The organism is Streptomyces monomycini (genome assembly GCF_022271435.1).
GTDB classification, from domain to species: domain Bacteria; phylum Actinomycetota; class Actinomycetes; order Streptomycetales; family Streptomycetaceae; genus Streptomyces; species Streptomyces monomycini.
This window is the reverse complement of record NZ_JAFIQY010000052.1, coordinates 1-18,343: the sequence shown is the minus strand read 5'-3', so window position 1 is coordinate 18,343 and position 18,343 is coordinate 1. Positions and strand designations below refer to the sequence as shown.

Genomic DNA, 18,343 nt, shown 5'->3' with positions numbered 1-18,343 from the left:
ACGGCGTTCTCAGCAGAAGTTCCCTGCATTGTTAACACATATTGCGTGAAGTTGCTGGAGAGGGTGGCCTGGCCGCCTGCCCTCGGCGTACCGATCGATAGCGGTCAGCGGCCGCTCGTCCCCTTCCTCTTGAGGGCAGTACGGCAAAGGCATGGGTCATTACCGGTCACTTCGCACGGTGATCGGACGGGAACTGTTAGATATCAGCCGTCATGAGGCAGGCTTCCCCGGCCGGTCGCGGGCGCGCGCCTTGCGTGCGCCGTCCGCAGCAACCGTGGGGCGGGCGCGGGTGCCTTCGAAAAGGCGACGAGGTGCCATGGTCCGGTGTGACAGCGGCGTTGCCGGTTCCCGGCCGGGCAAGGGAGGTCCCCCACGGGGGAGCGGGCCGGTGCCCGGGGCTGCGCCGAGTGCCGCGCGCGTCACGGAGCTCCTCGTCAGACATCTCGGATGCGACGCGGCGCAGGCACGGGCCTGCGCGAGCGGGCTGCTGGGGGCTCCGGGAGCGACGGCCGGGGAGGCGGTGCGCGACGCGGGGGCGCGGGGAGGGGCCACGCGCGGCCCCGGCACCGGCCCGGCCCCCACCCCCGGCCCGCCCGACGGCGCCAGGGAACTCGCCACTGCCCCCGGCCCGGCCGAGCTGGCACAGCGGTTGTACGAACGGGCCGAACTCTGGGGCGCCACGGCGGTACTGCTGGCCGTCCTCGACACGGAAGGCATGCTCCGCATGAGCGGAGCCGCCGGCCCGGCCGCCCAGGCGGACTGCGACTGGTCGCAGGTGCCCCTGGACCGCATCCTCCCGCCGGCCCGCACGGCCGGCGCGGACCACCAGGTGTGGCTCGACGACGAGGACGGCGGCCAGACGCTGACCTGGATCTCGGCCAGGTGCGACGCGCCGCGCGCGCCCCGCACCGCCGCGGTCTGCATGGTCAGCGTCGTCCGGCCGGGCTCCGCGCCCCGGGCCCCCGCGGCCCGGAGGCGGCTGGAGGAGCTGACCGACTGCGCCGGGCAGCGGCTGCGCGGGCTGGCCGCCCTGGGGCTGCCGGACGACGACGTGCGGGCGGCCTGGCTGGGCGCGGTCCTCGACGCCATCCCCGTACCGGCGGCGCTGCTCTTCCCGGTACGCGGCCCGCTCGGCCGGGTGGTCGAGTTCACCGTCGACCGCTGCAACGCGCACGCCACCGGGCTTCTGGGCCGTACGCCCGAGCAGATCAGCGGCAGCCGCCTGCTCGACGTCTTCCCCGGCATGCTCCTCTCGGGGATCTTCGACGCCTGTGTGACGGTCCTGGAGACCGGAGTGCCGCTGGACCGGGGCCCGTTCCCGTACGAGGAGCCGCTGCGGGGTGTCCTGCGTCCGGCCGTGGTGAGCGTGCGCGCCCGGCGGGTGGGCGGCGGGCTGCTGGTGAGCTGGCAGTTCCACGACGAGCAGGCGCGGCTGACGGCCCGCGTCGACGATGCCGAACGGCTGGCCGACCTCGGCTGGGCGGAGTGGAACCTGGCCACCGGCGAGGCCACCTGGTCGCGGCGGATGTACGACATCTTCGGTCTCGCCCCGGACAGCGGCCCGTTGTCGCTCGGCGCGCTCTCCGGGTACGTCGTGGAGGACGATCTGCCCGCCGTCGTCCGGGCCGTGCAGTCACTCTCCCGCGACCACGGTCCGGTGTGGTTCGAGGTCCGTACGCGGGCTTCCGGCAAGCTGCGCCACGTGAGTGTCAACGTCGAGCTGGTACGCGACAGTCTCGGCAACCCGGTGGCGCTGCGCGGAGTCGTCCAGGACGTCTCCCGCGTCCGGCGGGTGGAGGCGGCGCTGGACGCCTCCCGGCGGGAAGCCGAACGGCGGCAGCTGCGGATGGCGGAGGAGCTGCAACTGGCCCTGCTGCCGCGGGCCCACACCGCCCTGCCGGGCCTGCGGGCGGCCATCCGCTACCTGCCCGCCGAGAACTGCGCCCGTGTGGGCGGTGACTGGTTCGAGGCCACGCCGCTGCCCGACGGCCGGGTGCTGATCGCCATCGGCGACGTGCTCGGGCACGGGCTCCAGGCCGCCGCCGGCATGGCCCAGTTGCGCAACGCGCTGCTCGGGATCGCGTACACCGGTGCCGACGCGGCGCACGTCCTCGAATGCCTCAACCTCGTCGCCTTCCACGGCCACGACGAGTCGCTGACGGCGACCGCCGCCGTCGGCCACTTCGATCCGGTACGGCGCACGCTGTCCTGGGCCCGCGCCGGTCACCCGCCGCCCGTGCTCGTACGCGACGGACGCGCCACCGAACTCGTCAACCGCGACGGGACCACCCTCGGCGCCAGCCTCGACCCCGGGTACGTCTGCAAGACACTCGCGCTGGCCCCCGGCGACCGCCTGATCCTCTACACGGACGGCCTGGTCGAGCGCCGCGCCGACCGGGCCGGCGACCGCGAGGACCTGCTGCTGGCCACCGCCCGCCGAGGAGCCGCCGGCACCCCCGAGGAGCACCTGGAGACCCTGCTGTCCGTCCTGCACATCAATCCGGAGGACGACACCTGCGTCATCGTCCTCCACGTGGGGAGTTGAACGAATGCCCGCCAGCACACGCCGGTTCCCAGCCTGGGCGCGGCGTCCCGTACCCGTCGGCCGCCGGGCGCGGGCATGACCACCGGCCACGGCCTGCGCCGCTTCCGCGAACCTGCCGGCAGCCCGTCCGGCGCACGCTGCGCACTGTGTTCAGCGGCCCTCGGCACCGGCCCGCGCGGGCATGTGGTCGATCTGGACGACCGCGGTCTGCTGTGTGTCTGCCCGGCGTGCCGGATGCTGCACACACACAGCGGGGTGCCCGCCGGGCGCTACCTCGGCGTACCCGACCGCTACCGGCACGTACGGGACTTCGTGCTCGGCCCGGTGCAGTGGGAAGCGCTGCAACTGCCGGTCGGTGTGGTCTTCAGCTTCCGCAACTCCCGCCTCGGCCGCTACGTGGTGTTCTACCCGAGCCCCGGCGGCGCCACCGAGTCGCTGCTGCCGGACGCCGCCTGGGAGCGGGTGATGGCCGTCAGCCCGGGCGTGTCCGACCTGGCCGACGACGTGGAGGCCTTGTTGCTGCGCCGCCACGGTGAGCGGGTCGAGTGCCATCTGGTGCCCATCGACACGTGTTACGACCTGGTGGGACGGATGCGGCCGTACTGGCAGGGCTTCGACGGCGGAGATCGGGTGCGGGGCGAACTGGACGCGTTCTTCGCGGCTCTGCGGTCCCGTTCGGCTGGTTGCGAGGGGCAGGGCTGACCCCACGGGGGGCGGAACGTGGCGCGACGGTCGTGCGGGCGGGTCAGCGCGGAGGAGCCCGCCCCTGGCCGGAAGGCGACGCGCGCATGACACGCTTCGGGACGGTACGTCTACTCTGCGGACCGTCCTGACGGATCTTCAGCGTGTGAAGGAACCCCCGCATGAACCCGCATCGCATACGCACCCTGTGCGCCGCTCTCGGCCTCGCCGCCGGTCTGCTGGCGGCGCCTGCCGCGAGCGCCGCGCCGCAGCCGGACGACCGGCCCGCCACCGCACCGGTCGCGGCCTCGCGGCACGAACCCGAACCCTGCACGGGGGCGTACCACGGTGACGCCCGGCTCGGCCCGAAGTGGCTGCCCGGCAAGCAGCAGGCACCCGTGGGCCCGCTGCTCAAGGGCTACCAGCGGACCGGGAAGCTGCCGGCTCCGGCCTTCCTCAAGAAGTACTGGGCGGGGCCGGCGGACACGGGCGGCTGGAAATACCCGCCCAACGACGGTTTCGGCGAGGTCAACGGCACGGTCGACAAGGAACCCGCGAAGCTGCGCACGGGCCAGCGGCTGGACCGGTTCGGCTCCGAGTTCGGCGGCTTCCTGGCACCGGCGGGCGACGCCTACGCCGAACGCTCCCTGCCGCCGCAGAACCTCAACACGCGCGAGCCCGCGGCGCCGTGCGACTACCACGTCTACAAGGTCGCGAAGCCGTTCTGGGTGTGGCAGGGCAGCATCGCCCCGTGGTTCGAGCAGCCCGGCGGCGGACAGCAGATCAAACTGGACGCGGTGTTCCTGGACCCGGGCCAGGGGCAGCGGCTGAACGTGAAGTGGCTCGTCGAGCACGGCTTCCTCACCCGTGTGGCCACCTGAACGCCGTGGCGGCGGGAACATCGTGGTGGCTGGGAGCCACGACGGCAGGAACATCGTGGCGACTTCAAAGCCACGACCGCGGGAACATCGTGGTGAAGTGACCAGCATGGCTTCCTCGACGGGCATGGATGCTCCCCAGGACCGGCGCGCGGTGCGCACCGCGCTGCGCGCGGCAGGGGTCGCCGACGGCCACTACCGCATCGAAGGGGTGCACGAACCGGCCCCCACGCCCCCGGACTTCCTGTTCCTGCGCCAGGCCCCGGACGGCGCGTGGGAGACCGGCGCGTACGAACGCGGCGCCCCGCACGTCATCAGCCGCCATCCGACCGAGGCGGCGGCCTGCGCCCACTTGTTCCGCCTGCTGACCTGACCACGCCACCGGTCGGGCGTCCGTCCTGCCCGTTTCGCCCGAGCCGGTGACCGCTTGTTGTCCGATCCGGAATCTGGACCTGTGCCATCTTGACTGGTACAGACCAAGCGAGTTGAGTACCAACCAACCTGTGATCGCGCTTGCGAACCGGAGCGCGGTCCGTGGTCCTCGTCGTGCGCCGGACCGTCCGTCGCCGACCGAACGCGGCCCTGCCGCACTGAGGAGTGATCACATGTTGCTCAAGCAGCGTATAGCCGCCGTGCTCTCCGCCGCCGCCTGTGCCGCGACCCTCACCGTCGCTGCGCCCACAGCCACGGCAGCACCCTCCTCCGGCCCCGCGACACCCGCCGCGAGCTGCAACTTCTCCATCTGGACCGCCGGCAAGGCGTACCGCACCGGAGACATCGTCAAGTACACGAACGGCCAGTACTACCGCGCCAAGCACGACAACCCGGGCTACGACCCGGTCATCAGCACCTGGTTCTGGGAGCCGTACAACTGTGGCGGCGGCACCAACCCGTCCGGCTTCGTGGTGAGCGAGGCGCAGTTCAACCAGATGTTCCCGAACAGAAACCCGTTCTACACGTACAACGGTCTGAAGGCCGCGCTGAGCGCCTACCCCGGGTTCGCCAACACCGGAAGTGACACCATCAAGAAGCGCGAGGCCGCCGCCTTCCTCGCCAACGTCAGCCACGAGACGGGCGGCCTGGTCCACGTCGTGGAGCAGAACACCGCCAACTACCCGCACTACTGTGACCGCAACCAGCCGTACGGCTGCCCGGCGGGCCAGGCGGCGTACTACGGCCGCGGGCCGATCCAGCTCAGCTGGAACTTCAACTACAAGGCGGCGGGCGACGCGCTCGGCATCGACCTGCTGCGCAACCCGAACCTGGTCCAGACGGACTCGGCCGTCGCCTGGAAGACCGGCCTCTGGTACTGGAACACCCAGCGCGGCCCGGGCACGATGACGCCGCACGACGCAATCGTCAACGACCGCGGCTTCGGCGAGACGATCCGCAGCATCAACGGCAGCCTGGAGTGCAACGGCAACAACCCCGGCCAGGTCCAGAGCCGGGTCAACAATTTCAAAAAGTTCACCCAGATCCTGGGCACCTCCACGGGCGGCAACCTGACCTGCTGACCCCCCGCCTCCGCGGGCTGAGCAACTGAGTCCGCACGCGGCAGCCCGGCCCCGGATCGTCGTCACCCGTCGAGGTGCGCGATCCGGGGCCGGGCTCAGCAGCGGCCGTCCGGCAGCGGCGCGCCCGGGGTCTGGCCGTCCCCGTCGGCCCCTGGTCCGTTGTCCTCCCCGTCGTCCCCGGCGTCCCCGTCCATCAAGGCGACCAGACGGCTCAGGCGGCCGATCTCCAGCAGGAGTTCACCCATCGCCGCCCGTGTCTCCTCGACAGCAAGGGCACCGTCCTGGGCAAGCTCCTCACCTCGCCGGCGCATCCGCGCTTCGCGGGCCGCGGACAGCACCCCGTCGGGGCCGGGCAGCAGCCCGCTGTCCCAAGGTGTACGGCGTTCGGTCATGCCGCATTGTCTCCCCGGGCCACGGAAGACCGCCATGACGAACCAGGCCGTCCACGGCGACAGCCCGTACGGCAGCGGTAGCACGTACAGCAGCGGCAGCACGTACAACAGCCGAAGCCCGTACGGTGCCGGGCCGCGCCACCCCGGCGCTCACCCTTCCCCCAGCACCTCCCCCAGCACCGCCCGGATCACATGACGGGCGTTGTGCGCCATCGCCGGGTTCGTGTGCCGGTAGTACGGCAGCGCGATCAGCGCCTGGGAGAGGGTGCGTCCCCGGCCCCGGCGCAAGGTCGCGTCGTCCACGTCGAGCGCCTCGCGGAAGACCTTCCTGGCGTCGGCCGGCAGCAGATTCCACGCCGGGAAGAGGTCACAGGCCGGGTCCCCCGTGCCCGTGCACCCGAAATCGATCACTGCCGACAGTCTGCCGCCGTCCACCAGCAGGTTGCCCGGCATCAGATCGGCGTGCAGCCAGACCGGCGGCCCGTCCTCTTCCGGGGCCCGCAGCGCGTCCTCCCAGACGGCGGTCACCGCGTCGCAGTCGACACCCTCCTCCGGGATGCCGCGCAGTTCCTCGATCGCCGCCCTGGTCGCCGCGTCGAGCGCGGCGACCGGCCCGCCCCGGTGGGCCGTCGGCGCGCCCGGCAGGGTGACGCTCCGCATCGCCGCCACGAACCCGGCCAGGTCCCCGGCCAGCGGCACGGGGTCGCGCAGCGCCCCCTCCTCGGGGTTCGCCCCCGGAAGCCAGCGGTACACCGACCACGGCCACGGATATCCCTCGGCAGGCTCACCGGCTCCCAGTACTTCAGGTACGGCCACGGGTAACCGGTGCGCGAGGCGCGGCAGCCACTCCCGCTCCAGCAGTATGTCCCCGGCCCCTCCCGCGCCCAGCGGCAGCCGGACAACCATGCCGTCGCCGAGCCGGTACACGGCGTTGACCGTGCCGCCCGACGGGAACCGCTTCACGGCCAGGCCCGCCCATCGGGGGAACTGCCCCGCGATCAGCCGACGTACGAGGTCGTCGACGGGCTGCCGGGAGTGATGCGTCTGCTGCCTCTGCTCCGCACTCATGGGGCGCCATCCGACCGCCCCGCATCGACCGACGTCAAACGCTTTCCGAGGCGACGCCAAACAAATCGGCATCAAAGCTTGGCATTGCCGACCATGGGTGAACGACACCGGCGGCCCGGACCTGCCGGACTTCCGTTTCGCGGCCGGGCAGTACGACGCCGAGGTGGCGCGGCTCCCGCGGGGATGAGGCGCTTTCGGCCGGTCTTCCCCCGGCCGGCGGCCGTCCTGACCGCCCGTCGAACCGATCTTCACTCGCGGGAGTGGAGCTGTGCCCGGCTCCCGCCACCGGTTCCGCTTACGCGGGACACTCGACGGGCCGGAGTGCTGGGTCGGAGTGCCGGGTCGGAAGGTGGAGGCGGTGACGACGGAACAGGACAGCCAGGGCCGCGAGCTGCCCGGAGCGGACGTACGCGATGTACGCGATGTGCGCAACGAGGTGTCCGCGCCGGTCGAGGGCCACGTGGTGCAGGCCGGTGTGGTGCACGGCGGGGTCCACCTGCACGCCGGGCGTGAGCGCCCGGTGGTGCCGCACCAGTTGCCCGCCGCGCCGCGGGTGTTCACCGGCCGGGCCGGTGAACTGGCCGCGCTGACGGCCGCGCTCGACGACGCGGCGGAGACCGGCGCCACGCTCATGATCTCCGCGCTCGGCGGCGCCGGGGGCATCGGGAAGACCTGGCTCGCGCTGCACTGGGCGCACCAGCACATCGACCGGTTCCCCGACGGCCAGCTCTTCGTCGATCTGCGGGGATTCACGCCCGTCGGCGAGCCGGTGACGGCGACGGAAGCGGTACGCGGGTTCCTCGGCGCCCTGGGTGTGGACCCGGCCGGGATGCCGGCGGACCTCGACGCGCAGGTGGGGCTGTACCGCAGTCTGGTCGCCGACCGGCGTCTGCTGATCGTGCTGGACAACGCCCGCGACACCCCGCACGTGACCCCGCTGCTGCCGGGCGATTCGGCCTGTACGGTGCTGGTGACCAGCCGCCGTCAGCTGGCCGGCCTGGTCACCACCCACGGCGCCCGCCCGCTGGACCTGGACGTGCTCCCCGCGGCCGAGGCCCGCCAGTTGCTGGCCGGTCATCTGGGTGATGCGCGGGTCGCGGCCGAGCCGGAGGCGGTGGACGCGTTCCTGGAGTGCTGCGGCGGGCTGCCGCTGGCGCTGAGCATCGTGGCCGCCCGCGCCACCGCTCACCCCGGCTTCCCGCTGCGTCTGCTCGCCGAGGAACTGCGCGACCACACCACCCGGCTCGACGAGCTGGACGCCGGTGAGATCCCGCTGAACCTGCGGGCGGCGTTCTCGTCCTCGTACGACGCGCTGACGTCCGAGGCGGCCGTCCTGCTCGGGCTGGTGGGGCTGGCGCCGGGACCGGACATCGGTCTGCCGGCCGCGGCCTCGCTCGCCGGGCTGTCCGTGCCCCGGACCCGGGCGCTGCTGCGGGAGCTGGAGACCGCGCACCTGGTCTCGCAGCCGTCCCCCTCCCGCTACCGGATGCACGACCTGATCCGCCTCTACGCGTCCGAACAGGCCCACGCCCACCAGACGGCGGACAGCCGTGACGACGCGCTGCGGCGGCTGGTGGACTTCTATCTGCACACGGCCTACGCCGGTGACCAGGCCCTCGATCCGCACCGCGAGTCGGTGGCGCCGGCCCCGCCCCGGCCGGGCTGCCGTCCCCAGCCGCTGCCGGACGAGACCAGGGCGCTGGCCTGGCTGGACGCCGAACATCCCTGTCTGATGGCCGCGCAGCGGCTGGCCGTGGAACAGCGGTGGCACCGGGCCGTGTGGCAGCTGGCGCCGACGCTGCACACCTATCACTGGCGGCGCGGGCTGCTCTCCCATCAGGTCGCCGTCGCGGGCGACGGGCTGGCCGCCGCGCGGCAGCTGGGGGACGAGGCGACCCAGGCTCCGGCGCAGCGCCTCCTCGCCGAAGCGTGCGCCCTGACAGGCCGGCACACCGAGGCCATGGACCGCCTCCACCAGGCGCTCGACCTCGCCGAACGTACCGCCGACGTGCGGAGCCAGGCGCACACCCACCGCGTCCTCGCCTGGGCCTGGGGGCAGCAGGGGCAGGCCCGGTCCGCGCTGGAGCACGCCACCCGTTCCCTCGCCCTGTTCCAGGCGGTGGAGGACCAGGAGTGGGAGGCCCGCGGCTTCAACCAGTCGGCGTGGTACTCCGCGCAGTTGGGCCATTTCGAGCAGGCGCAGGCCTACTGCGAGAAGGGTCTGCTCCTGCACCGCGGCCACGGCAACCGCAACGGTGAGGCGCTGTCGCTGGGCATCTACGCCTATCTGGGCCTGTGCACGGGCCGGTACGCCGACGTCCTGGAACACGGCCGGCAGGCCCTCGGCCTCCTGCGCGACATCGGCAACACCTACCACGAAGCCGTTCTGCTGCACGGCATCGGCCAGGCGCACGCCGCCCTGGGCCGGTTCGGCCAGGCCCGTGAGGCGTGGGAGCAGGCGCTGGAGCTGTACCGGAGCCAGCACCGGTCGGGCGAGGCCAGGGGCCTGCAAGTCCAGCTGTCCGAGCTGATCGAGCGGGAGCGGGTGCGGGAGCGGGCGGGTGAGCCGGGGTCAGGCGAGCCGCTGCCGCCGGAAAACGCTGCCCGTCCTCCCGACGGCCTTCCGCACGAATAGACCGGACGGCGTCGCGGCATCCGTATGTTCTTCCCGCGGATGCGGCAGATATCGGCCACCGCGCGGGCGCCGGGCGGCCACGTCGCCGACCATGTGCACGTCAGCCGGGTCGCGTACCCGGGGCTGCCGAGCGATCCCGGTCACAAGATCGCGGTCCGGCAGTTGGGCGGGGGCTTCAGTGGGATGCTGTCCCTGCACGTCAGCGGGGGCTGGCAGCGGTCCCCGCGTACGGCGCAGCACTGCGAACTCCTCACCCGTGCCACGTCCCTGGCGGGTGGAAAGTCTGGTCGAACACCGCTACACCTTCGAGGGGCCGGGCAGCACTTCCCCGAAGGACATGATCCGCCTGTCCATCGGGCTCGAAGATCCGGCCGACCTCGTGGCCGACCTGGAGCAGGCACTGGAACGCGCCGCAAAGGAAGACCGTTGAGTTCGGACACCACGAGCAACATCCAGCCGACCGGCACCCCTCCCCCGCCGGAGCCGCCGGCCGGCCCCCTCACGGAGGGCGCACCACCGGACGGTTCGCCGGAGACCCGGCCCGGGCTGTTCCGCGACGCCTCGCTGTCGGCCGTGCTGGCCGGCTTCGTGGCCGTCGTCGTGTCGTACTCCGGGCCGCTGGTCATCGTGCTGGCGGCCGCCCACGCCGGGCATCTGGACCAGGGGCAGACCAGTTCCTGGGTGTGGGCCATATCCATCGGCAGCGGCGTCACCTGCGTCGCACTCAGCCTGCGCACCCGGATGCCGGTCATCACGGCCTTCTCGACCCCGGGCGCGGCGCTCCTGGTCACCAGCCTGGGCGCGTACTCGTACGCCGAGGCCGTCGGCGCCTTCGTCGTCACCGGGCTCGTCATCACGCTCGTCGGGCTGACGGGGGTGTTCGGGCGGCTGATGCGGCAGATACCGACGGCCGTGGTGTCGGCGATGCTCGCGGGCATCCTGTTCTCCTTCGGCACCGGGGTGTTCACGTCGCTGAAGACCGCGCCGTGGATCGCCGGTGCGGTGCTGGTGGCCTATCTGCTGGGCAAACGCTTCATCGCGCGGTACGCGGTACTGCTGGCGCTGGCGGCCGGTGTGCTGTTCAGCGCGCTCACCTCGCGGCTGGACATCCACATCGACCATGTGGAGCTGGCCAAGCCGGTGTTCACCACGCCGTCGTTCTCGGCCGGTTCGCTCATCGGCATCGCCGTACCGATGATCCTGGCCACGCTGGCGTCGCAGAACGCCCCCGGTATGGGCGTGCTCAGCGCGTCCGGCTACCGGCCGGACGACCGGCTGCTCATCGGCTCGACCGGGGTGGCGTCCACGGCCCTGGCCCCGTTCGGGTCGCACGCGATCAACCTGGCCGCGATCACCGCGGCGATCTGCACCGGTCCCGAGGCGCACCGCGACCCGCGCCGCCGGTACGTGGCCGGTGTCTCCTGCGGCTTCTTCTACCTCCTGATCGGCGCGTCCGGCTCGACGCTCGTCGTGCTGTTCGCCGGGCTGCCCAAGGAACTGGTCGCCGCGGTGGCCGGAGTCGCGCTCTTCGGCGCCCTGGCCGGCGGCCTGACCGCCGCGGTCAAGGAGGAGAAGGACCGCGAGGCGGCTCTGATCACGTTCCTCGCCACCGCGTCCGGGGTGACCATCGCGGGCATCGGTTCGGCGTTCTGGGGGCTGGTGTTCGGTGTCGTGGCGCACCTGGTTCTGACGAGGCTGCGTCCCCGGCAGGCCTCCGCGGCCTGATCCGAGGGTGGTGCGCGGGCCGTACGGGCGGCTCGCGCACCACCGCCGGAGTCCGGTTCCGCCCCCCGCGGCTCTTCGGCCGGAACCGGGGCGCGCCCTCTGGCCGTACGGCCGCCGCGATCTCATCATGGGCCCATGGGAGACGACGGCGGGCCCAGGACGGACTACGGCGGACCCGAGGGAGAGAGCAACGGGCCCGAGGGAGACAGCAGTGGACTGGCGGGTGACGGCAGCGGGCCCGAGCGGAACGGTAGCGGGTCCGAGGGAACCGGTAGCGGGCCCGGGGGAGGCCCCCGCTGCGGCACGCTCCTCCGGGACGCCCGGCGGCTGCTGCCGCGGATCACCGCCGTACGCCGCGAGATCCACCGCGCACCGGAACTGGGGACCGCGCTGCCCCGCACCCAGCAGACCGTGCTCCGTGAATTGTCCGGCCTCCCCCTGACCGTCACCACGGGCGACCGGCTCACCTCCGTCACCGCCACGCTGACCGGCACCCGGCCGGGGCGGACGGTCCTGCTCCGTGCCGACATGGACGCCCTGCCGCAGACCGAGGAGACCGGGCTAGACTTCGCCTCCCGCACGCCGGGCGTCATGCACGCCTGCGGACACGACACGCACACCGCGATGCTGCTGGGCGCCGCCCACCTGCTCGCCGCCCGCCGCGAACGGCTGGCGGGCCGGGTGGTGTTCATGTTCCAGCCGGCGGAGGAGATCTGCGGGGGCGCGCAGCCGATGATCGAGGAAGGCGTGCTGGAGACGCCGGACGGCAGCGCGGTGGACGCGGCGTTCGCCCTGCACATCACCACCCGGCACCCGTCCGGCACCGTCCATCTGCGGCCAGGTCCGCAGTCCGCCGCCGCCGACATGCTGGCCATCACCGTCCACGGCCGGGGCGCACACGCCGCCGCGCCGCAGCGGGGCCTCGATCCCGTGCCGGTGGCCTGCGAGATCGTCCAGGCGCTGCAGACGATGGTGACCCGTACGGTCGATGTCTTCGAACCGGCGGTCCTCACCGTCACCCGTGTCACCGCCGGTACAGCGTCCAACATCATCCCCGACACGGCGGAGATCACCGGCACCTTCCGCACCCTGTCCGACGCCACCCGTAAGAAGGTCCGGGACGGCATCGTCCGGGTGGCGGACGGTGTGGCGGCGGCGCACGGTCTGACCGCCGACGTGGAACTGCCGGACGTCACGCCGGTGGTGGCCAACGATCCCGGCTTCACCGGTCTCGTCACCCGTGCGGCGACGGATCTCCTCGGTCCCGGGCAGGTCCAGCTGCTGCCCCACCCGATCATGGCCGCGGAGGACTTCGCCTTCGTCCTGGAACGGGTGCCCGGCGCCATGGCGTTCCTCGGCGCCTGCCCGCCGGGGCAGCCCCCGGGCCAGGCTCCCGACAACCATTCCAGCCGGGTCGTGCACGACGAACAGGCTCTCGCCGTCGGCGCCGCCGTGCACGGCGCGGTGGCCCTGTCCTACCTCACGGCGTAGGCGGGGTACGGCTGCGGAGCGCGCGGCGCGGTCCCTGCTGCCCCAGTACTGCTGTTACTGGCCCAGCACCTGCTTCGCGTACGCCGCGATGTGCGTCCGCATCCCTTCGGCCGTCATGCCTTCCGTACCGGCCAGGTGCTCGACGAGGTCGGCGCGGGTGGCGGCCAGCAGGGCGTGCGCGGTGAAGCTGCTGTCGGCAAGGCCGGGGAGGCCGTCCAGTGTCTGCCGGAGGGTGGCGTGCCACCACTGGTAGTGCTCTGCCTGGTACGGGCTGCCGCTGCCGGTTTCCTCCAGGGCGAGAGCCAGATGCCGGTTGGCCAGCTTGAAGCCGAGGACGGCGTCGAGCAGCGCCGGTACCCGTTCGTACGGCGGGGTGGCGGGGCCGAGCGGCGCCGGGCCGCTCTCGACGGCCTGGCGCAGCGGTTCGATCCGCGCCTCGACGAGGGCGCGGATCAGACCGGTGCGGTCGCCGAACCGGCGGAAGAGGGTGCCCTTGCCGACCCCGGCGGCGGCCGCGACATCGTCCATGGACACGCCGCGCGGGCTGTCACTGCGGGCGAAGAGGGCGTCGGCGGCGGCGAGTACGGCCTCCCGGTTGCGTGCGGCGTCCACGCGCTCCTTGCGTACGGCCACGGTCTCTCCTTCGGTCGTCGCGGCACCCGTTTACAAAGCGGACTGCCGGTCCGTATGGTTGCCCTCGTCCAGCTAAACGGACCTACGGTCCACATCGTAGGGGAAGGGGCCGTCCATGCCCGATTCCGTATCCCACTCCCCGTCCGGGTCCGAATCCCGGGCCCAGTCCCAGTCCCACCGCACCGTCCTGGTCACCGGGGCCACCGGCACCACCGGCGGCCGACTCGTGGCCCGGCTGGCCGCGCTCGGCTGCGAGGTCCGGGCCGCGAGCCGCCGTGCGACACCCGTGGGCGGCGCCCGGCCCGTCCGTTTCGACTGGTACGACCCGGCCACGCACGCCGAAGCCCTGCACGGTGCGGACGGCATCTACCTCGTACCGCCCGTCGGGGACCGCGACCCGGCCACCGTCGTCCTGCCCTTCCTCGAACGGGCCCGTGCGGCCGGGGTGCGGCGCGTGGTGCTGCTCAGCTCCTCCGCCATCGCCCGGGGCGGCCCTGCCGTCGGCCAGGTGCACGACGCGCTGCCAGGACTGTTCGAGGAGTGGGCCGTCCTGCGGCCGTCGTGGTTCATGCAGAACTTCGGCGGCGAGCACGCGCACGCGCGGAGCATCCGCGAGGACGGTGTCATCGCGACCGCGACCGGCGACGGCCGTGTCGGGTTCGTCGACGCGGCCGACATCGCGGCGGTCGCCGCGCATGCCCTCACCGACCGGCGCGCCCCCTGCACCGACCTGGTCCTCACCGGCCCCGAAGCGCTGAGTTACGACACGGTCGCCGCCGTTCTGACACGCGTGACGGGGCGGCCGGTGATCCACCGGCGGCTCAGTCACGAGCAGTTCCGCGACCGCCTGGCCACCGGCATCCCCGAAGAGTTCGCCGCGCTGCTGGCCGACCTGGACCGGTCTATCGCCGCAGGCTCCGAGGATCGCACCACCGACACCGTCGAGCGCGTCACCGGCCGCCCGCCGCGCGGCTTCCTCACGTACGCGCGGGAGGAACTGGCGTAAACCGGTGCGGTGGACGGAGTACCTGCTCGCGCGCGGTGCCGCGGGACTGGAACCGGTACAGGCAGTGCGCCTCGGCGTCGGTGAGGACCTGCGCGACACTCAGGTCGTTCTCATCCAGCAGGCTCCCCCGCCCGGCGGCGGCGAGGGCCACCAGCCCGGGATCGTCGCTCGACCCGAACAGGGTCACGGTCCCCGCCCACCAGAAGTGCAGCGCCGACACCAACGCCGACACCAGCGCCGATTCCGGACGGACCCGCGTACGGGACGCCGGACCTGTCCGTCGCGGGAGGAGGGACCGTACGGAGAGAAGGGGGCGTACGGGAACGAGGGCGCCTACGGCGAGTACGGCGACGAAGATCAGCATGGCTGCCAGAGCGACGTACACACCGCACAGCAGCATCCAGCGGCCGAAGACGACGGCTTCCCGCAAGGGCAGCTGCTCGGTGAAGCACGCTTCGATGTCGCTCCAGCCGCAGATCGCCACCTGCACGTGGAACAGCACCAGCGGCAGCAGGACCTGTCCCGCCAGGATTCCCGCGGTGGCGGCCGCCGAGGGGAAGGTACGGGCGGCCCGCCCTCCACCACGGAGCGCCACACCGCGAGGCCGAGCACGCCGGAGAGCAGCACGGCGTAGCACGTACCGATCAACCAGGGTGGCAGGCGCGGGTCCGGCGCCCACAGCGAGTCCACGACCGACGACAGCGGCTGGTAGCCGAGCCCGACCAGGAGCCCCGCCACTCCCGCTTCGAACAGGGAAGGGACCAGCAAGCTGGTCGGGTGACGGTCGGTGCGGGCGAGACGCCGCCGTGGGCCGATACGGGCCCTTCGTCCATAAGGTCCCCCGAGGCTCGGACGGACGAGCCGAGGTTCCAGACCAGGTACCCGGCACCGGACGGCCCAGACGAGCGGTGAACTACCGTCCTGCCGAACGCTCCCCGCCGCCGCCGCTGTCTGCTTCGCTGCCGCCGCCGGCTGCTCCTATCTCGGCGCCGGTCGCTTCGAGTGCCGTGGTGACCGGCTGGAAGAAGGTCTCGCCGCCCTGCGTGCAGTCGCCGCTGCCGCCGGAGGTCAGTCCCACGGCCGCGTCGCCGGAGAACATCGAACCGCCGCTGTCGCCGGGCTCGGCGCACACGTCCGTCTGGATCAGCCCGTTGACGATGTCGCCGTTGCCGTAGTTCACCGTCGCGTCCAGGCCGGTGACGGTCCCCTCCGACAGCCCGGTCGTGCTGCCGGACCGCTGCACCGGCATCCCTACGGCGGCCTCCGCCACCCGGGATATCTGCTGAGTGCCGCCGTTCCGCAGGTCGACCGCGCTGTCCGGGCGGGCGGCCGGATCGTCGTAGGTCACCAGGGCGAAGTCGCTCTCGGGGAACCGGGCGTCGGCCACCGTACCCAGCGGCTGCGCCCCCGCCTGGTCGGCCGTCCAGGTCGTGCTGCCCTTGCCGCAGTGCCCCGCGGTCAGAAAGGCCGGAGCACCCTGAACGGTGACGTTGAAGCCGAGCGAACAGCGCGCGTTTCCCCCGAAGATGGCGCTGCCTCCGACCGGCAGCGCTCCCGTACCTCCGCCGCTCTCTCCGGCCGAGCCGCCACCGGAGTCGGCCGTTCCACCGTCGGAGCCACCGGAACCGTCCGAGCCACCACCGGAGCCACCGGAGCTGTCCGAACCGCCATCGGAGCCACCCGAGCCCTCCGAACCGCCGGTGTCCATCGTCGCCCCCGCGGCACTCCCCCCGCCGTGATACCGCCGGAACTCCCCCGCCGTCCGCTTGATCCTCGCCATGCCACCGCCGCCCGCCTTCTCCACTGCTTCGGTGAGAGCGGCGAGTTTCGCACCGGTGACCGTACGGTCGGCGACGACCGAGACCTGGTTGGTCCTGGGGTCGATGGACCACGCGGTCCCGGGGACGGCCGCGGTGTCACGCAAGGCGCGCGTTGCCGCGCGCAGTTCGCTCGTGCTGTTGCGTACGACGCGCGCCACGGCACCCTCCGCCTGGACCTTCCCGGCGTCGTCCGCCGACAGGACGTTCATCACGAGCCGCCCCTGCCCGGCGTCGAGGTACCAGCCCGCCGTCCGGTCGGCGCCGAGATCCGCCTTCAGCGACGAGGCGACCCGCGCGGCCGACTCGGAGGAGAAGCTGCGCGGCGGCCCTGGCCGTTCCGCGCTCGCATTGGCCTGCGGCAGCACGATCGCCGCCGCCACGAGGGCTGTTGCCGCGCCGCCGACGAGGACGCCGGTCCGCTTGTTCACATGCCGATGGCTCTCGCTCACGTATCGATGGCTCACTTCTCCGACCTCCAACTGGGCCACGGGGGAGCACACGGGGACGTACGCCGTGATGGCGCAGTGGCCCCCGTGCACGGTGGGCACCCAGTTCTACGGAGGGCACAGAGGCACCGACTCAGCGCTTCGCGCAACGCGATGAATTCCGCCCGCCCGGTGCGCCGCCCCCTTACACTGCCCCGCTCACGCGCCGTACCGGCGACCGCGTGGGGTTCAGAGGTTGTCGCCCCAGCCGCCCTGGATCATGGTCTGGAACGCCCACTGCCCGTCCCGCCGGATCAGGATGTCGGCGTACCGCAGCTGCTGGCTCCGGCCCTCCTGGGTCATGGTCGAGTCCGTGAAGACCACGGCCATCGCGGGCGAGAGGAAGACCGGCGTCCGGGTGGAGGTGAAGGTGATGTCCTCGTTCCCCTCGCCCATCACCTGGGTCATGGTCGCGACGTACTGCTCCCGGTCCCACTGCGCCGAACGGCCGTCGCCGGCCGAGTCGTCACTCACCAGGTTGAGCGGGAAGACGGCCATGTCGGCCATGCGCGCGACGTCGCGCTTCGCGCTCCGTGCGTCGTACTCCGCGAACCAGGCGTCCAGGCTCGCACGGTCCTCGTCGGTCGGTACGTAGCCGGTGTCGGGCAGAAAGGTCACGCGCGGTTCCCCTCGATCGGTCTCGGACGCGCGCCCACCCCACGTGGCCGCGCAGAAGGAAAGTACGCCCGACGGAGCAACTAGTCAAGCTTGATTAGTACCGGACGGAGAGGTTCGCCCTTGAGCCACCGGCCACCGCTCCCGCCGAACTCACGTAATCCACCACAGCACTCGAACCGGTGGTTTCCGATCCCCGTACGAGTGAGACGACCTGACGGTCCCGGGGGGCCGAAGCGACGCTCTCCACGTGCCGAGGCGACTCCCGCCCGGCATCGGAAGGTCGACATCTTCCTACCTCGACAAGGAGTCATGCACATGAGCCTTCGCCGTTCCCTGCTGGCGACTCTCGGCGCCACGGCCCTCGCGCTCGGCATGTCCGTCGCGGGCGCTCCCGGCGCGTCCGCCAACCCCTGCGGCTTCTACGAGACTTCGAGGGACGCGTACTACCACCACTGCACGAGCGACGGCTCACGCGTGATCATCGAAGTGGAGGTGTTCGGCCCCAACTACGAGCGTTGTGTGGGCCCCGGGGTCACCTGGCTCGGGTCTTCCGGGAAGATCGACGGCGCGCACTACGTGGGGCGCACCTGCTGACCCGTCCATAGTGGCCACCGGCACGGTCCGATGAGCCCCTGGCAGCGGCCACCGCGAAGACAGGCCGGTGGCCGCTGCCAGGAGGGACGGTTCATCCTTTGATCAACCTCTGGCGTGCTTCACCGCTTCATCGTTGGAGGAAGGTGAAGAGGTTCTCCCAGCGCTGGACGATCTCGTCGGTGGCGTAGCGCTGGATGTTGGTGCGGGCCGTCTCGCCCATGCGGTCGCGCAGGGCGGGGTCGCTGAGGAGGGTTTCCA

General features: G+C 72.3%; 17 protein-coding genes and 1 pseudogene. 12 read left to right on the top strand and 6 right to left on the bottom strand.

Going from position 1 to position 18,343, the window contains the following annotated elements; genetic code table 11:
• Positions 1 to 388 precede the first annotated feature (388 nt).
• The 5 genes from JXZ78_RS40905 to JXZ78_RS35930 all read left to right on the top strand — a co-directional run bounded on the left by JXZ78_RS40905 (position 389) and on the right by JXZ78_RS35930 (position 5,618).
• Positions 389 to 2,545: a PP2C family protein-serine/threonine phosphatase gene (locus JXZ78_RS40905; RefSeq protein WP_157851490.1), complete on the top strand. Its 2,157-nt coding sequence runs from the start codon at positions 389 to 391 to the stop codon at positions 2,543 to 2,545.
• Between the two features lie 75 nt (positions 2,546 to 2,620).
• On the top strand, positions 2,621 to 3,247 hold the full coding sequence (locus JXZ78_RS35945) for a DUF5947 family protein (protein ID WP_030018685.1): 627 nt from the start codon (positions 2,621 to 2,623) through the stop codon (positions 3,245 to 3,247).
• 161 nt (positions 3,248 to 3,408) lie between these two features.
• On the top strand, positions 3,409 to 4,107 hold the full coding sequence (locus JXZ78_RS35940) for a TNT domain-containing protein (protein ID WP_030018686.1): 699 nt from the start codon (positions 3,409 to 3,411) through the stop codon (positions 4,105 to 4,107).
• A gap of 106 nt (positions 4,108 to 4,213) precedes the next feature.
• Entirely contained in the window at positions 4,214 to 4,477 is a 264-nt protein-coding gene (locus JXZ78_RS35935; RefSeq protein WP_238783607.1) for a hypothetical protein, read from the top strand.
• Positions 4,478 to 4,712: 235 nt separating this feature from the next.
• Entirely contained in the window at positions 4,713 to 5,618 is a 906-nt protein-coding gene (locus JXZ78_RS35930) for a glycoside hydrolase family 19 protein (protein ID WP_030018688.1), read from the top strand.
• A 95-nt stretch (positions 5,619 to 5,713) separates the two neighbouring features.
• Here the strand turns inward: JXZ78_RS35930 and JXZ78_RS35925 are convergent, their stop codons facing one another.
• Both JXZ78_RS35925 and JXZ78_RS35920 read right to left on the bottom strand, forming a co-directional pair.
• Entirely contained in the window at positions 5,714 to 6,112 is a 399-nt protein-coding gene (locus JXZ78_RS35925; protein ID WP_157851491.1) for a hypothetical protein, read from the bottom strand.
• A 48-nt stretch (positions 6,113 to 6,160) separates the two neighbouring features.
• Entirely contained in the window at positions 6,161 to 7,078 is a 918-nt protein-coding gene (locus JXZ78_RS35920) for an aminoglycoside phosphotransferase family protein (RefSeq protein WP_030018690.1), read from the bottom strand.
• A 358-nt stretch (positions 7,079 to 7,436) separates the two neighbouring features.
• Here JXZ78_RS35920 and JXZ78_RS35915 point away from each other — a divergent pair, with 358 nt between their 5' ends.
• The 5 genes and pseudogenes from JXZ78_RS35915 to JXZ78_RS35900 all read left to right on the top strand — a co-directional run bounded on the left by JXZ78_RS35915 (position 7,437) and on the right by JXZ78_RS35900 (position 12,929).
• Complete coding sequence (locus JXZ78_RS35915) at positions 7,437 to 9,713, top strand: ATP-binding protein (RefSeq protein WP_238783606.1); 2,277 nt, start codon at positions 7,437 to 7,439, stop codon at positions 9,711 to 9,713.
• 24 nt (positions 9,714 to 9,737) lie between these two features.
• Positions 9,738 to 9,938, top strand: a pseudogene (locus tag JXZ78_RS40515) (PLP-dependent transferase); the annotation flags it as partial.
• Between the two features lie 49 nt (positions 9,939 to 9,987).
• Complete coding sequence (locus JXZ78_RS35910; protein ID WP_238783605.1) at positions 9,988 to 10,143, top strand: PLP-dependent transferase; 156 nt, start codon at positions 9,988 to 9,990, stop codon at positions 10,141 to 10,143.
• A complete protein-coding gene (locus JXZ78_RS35905; protein WP_030018692.1) occupies positions 10,140 to 11,438 on the top strand; it encodes a benzoate/H(+) symporter BenE family transporter in 1,299 nt (432 codons plus the stop codon). Before JXZ78_RS35910 ends, JXZ78_RS35905 begins: the two co-directional genes overlap by 4 nt.
• A gap of 135 nt (positions 11,439 to 11,573) precedes the next feature.
• Complete coding sequence (locus JXZ78_RS35900; protein WP_238783604.1) at positions 11,574 to 12,929, top strand: M20 metallopeptidase family protein; 1,356 nt, start codon at positions 11,574 to 11,576, stop codon at positions 12,927 to 12,929.
• Between the two features lie 54 nt (positions 12,930 to 12,983).
• Here the strand turns inward: JXZ78_RS35900 and JXZ78_RS35895 are convergent, their stop codons facing one another.
• Positions 12,984 to 13,562 carry a TetR/AcrR family transcriptional regulator gene (locus tag JXZ78_RS35895; RefSeq protein WP_030018694.1) on the bottom strand — a complete coding sequence of 193 codons (579 nt, stop codon included), beginning with the start codon at positions 13,560 to 13,562 and terminating at the stop codon, positions 12,984 to 12,986.
• 115 nt (positions 13,563 to 13,677) lie between these two features.
• On the opposite strand from JXZ78_RS35895, the gene JXZ78_RS35890 reads away from it, so the two are divergent.
• The gene (locus tag JXZ78_RS35890; protein WP_078624044.1) at positions 13,678 to 14,568 is read left to right on the top strand and encodes an NAD(P)H-binding protein; all 891 of its coding nucleotides are present in this window, start codon (positions 13,678 to 13,680) and stop codon (positions 14,566 to 14,568) included.
• Here the strand turns inward: JXZ78_RS35890 and JXZ78_RS35885 are convergent.
• The 3 genes from JXZ78_RS35885 to JXZ78_RS35875 form a co-directional block, all read right to left on the bottom strand.
• The gene (locus tag JXZ78_RS35885; RefSeq protein ID WP_030018696.1) at positions 14,540 to 15,163 is read right to left on the bottom strand and encodes a hypothetical protein; all 624 of its coding nucleotides are present in this window, start codon (positions 15,161 to 15,163) and stop codon (positions 14,540 to 14,542) included. The genes JXZ78_RS35890 and JXZ78_RS35885 overlap by 29 nt on opposite strands.
• Positions 15,164 to 15,481: 318 nt before the next feature.
• Positions 15,482 to 16,837 (bottom strand): S1 family peptidase, encoded by a 1,356-nt coding sequence (locus JXZ78_RS35880; RefSeq protein ID WP_238783603.1) that lies wholly within the window; start codon positions 16,835 to 16,837, stop codon positions 15,482 to 15,484.
• A 225-nt stretch (positions 16,838 to 17,062) separates the two neighbouring features.
• Positions 17,063 to 17,491, bottom strand: a complete 429-nt coding sequence (locus tag JXZ78_RS35875) for a DUF4440 domain-containing protein (RefSeq protein ID WP_030018698.1) — start codon at positions 17,489 to 17,491, stop codon at positions 17,063 to 17,065.
• Between the two features lie 315 nt (positions 17,492 to 17,806).
• Between JXZ78_RS35875 and JXZ78_RS35870 the strand changes: the two genes are divergently transcribed.
• Positions 17,807 to 18,085 (top strand): DUF6355 family natural product biosynthesis protein, encoded by a 279-nt coding sequence (locus JXZ78_RS35870; protein ID WP_030018699.1) that lies wholly within the window; start codon positions 17,807 to 17,809, stop codon positions 18,083 to 18,085.
• The last annotated feature ends 258 nt before the right edge of the window (positions 18,086 to 18,343 follow it).

Bases quoted from the DNA above. Each gene is read 5' to 3' on its own strand.
- JXZ78_RS35945 (WP_030018685.1), top strand. From the start codon at position 2,621: ATGACCACCGGCCACGGCCTGCGCCGCTTCCGCGAACCTGCCGGCAGC.
- JXZ78_RS35940 (WP_030018686.1), top strand. From the start codon at position 3,409: ATGAACCCGCATCGCATACGCACCCTGTGCGCCGCTCTCGGCCTCGCC.
- JXZ78_RS35935 (WP_238783607.1), top strand. From the start codon at position 4,214: ATGGCTTCCTCGACGGGCATGGATGCTCCCCAGGACCGGCGCGCGGTG.
- JXZ78_RS35920 (WP_030018690.1), bottom strand. From the start codon at position 7,078: ATGAGTGCGGAGCAGAGGCAGCAGACGCATCACTCCCGGCAGCCCGTC.
- JXZ78_RS35900 (WP_238783604.1), top strand. From the start codon at position 11,574: ATGGGAGACGACGGCGGGCCCAGGACGGACTACGGCGGACCCGAGGGA.
- JXZ78_RS35890 (WP_078624044.1), top strand. From the start codon at position 13,678: ATGCCCGATTCCGTATCCCACTCCCCGTCCGGGTCCGAATCCCGGGCC.
- JXZ78_RS35870 (WP_030018699.1), top strand. From the start codon at position 17,807: ATGAGCCTTCGCCGTTCCCTGCTGGCGACTCTCGGCGCCACGGCCCTC.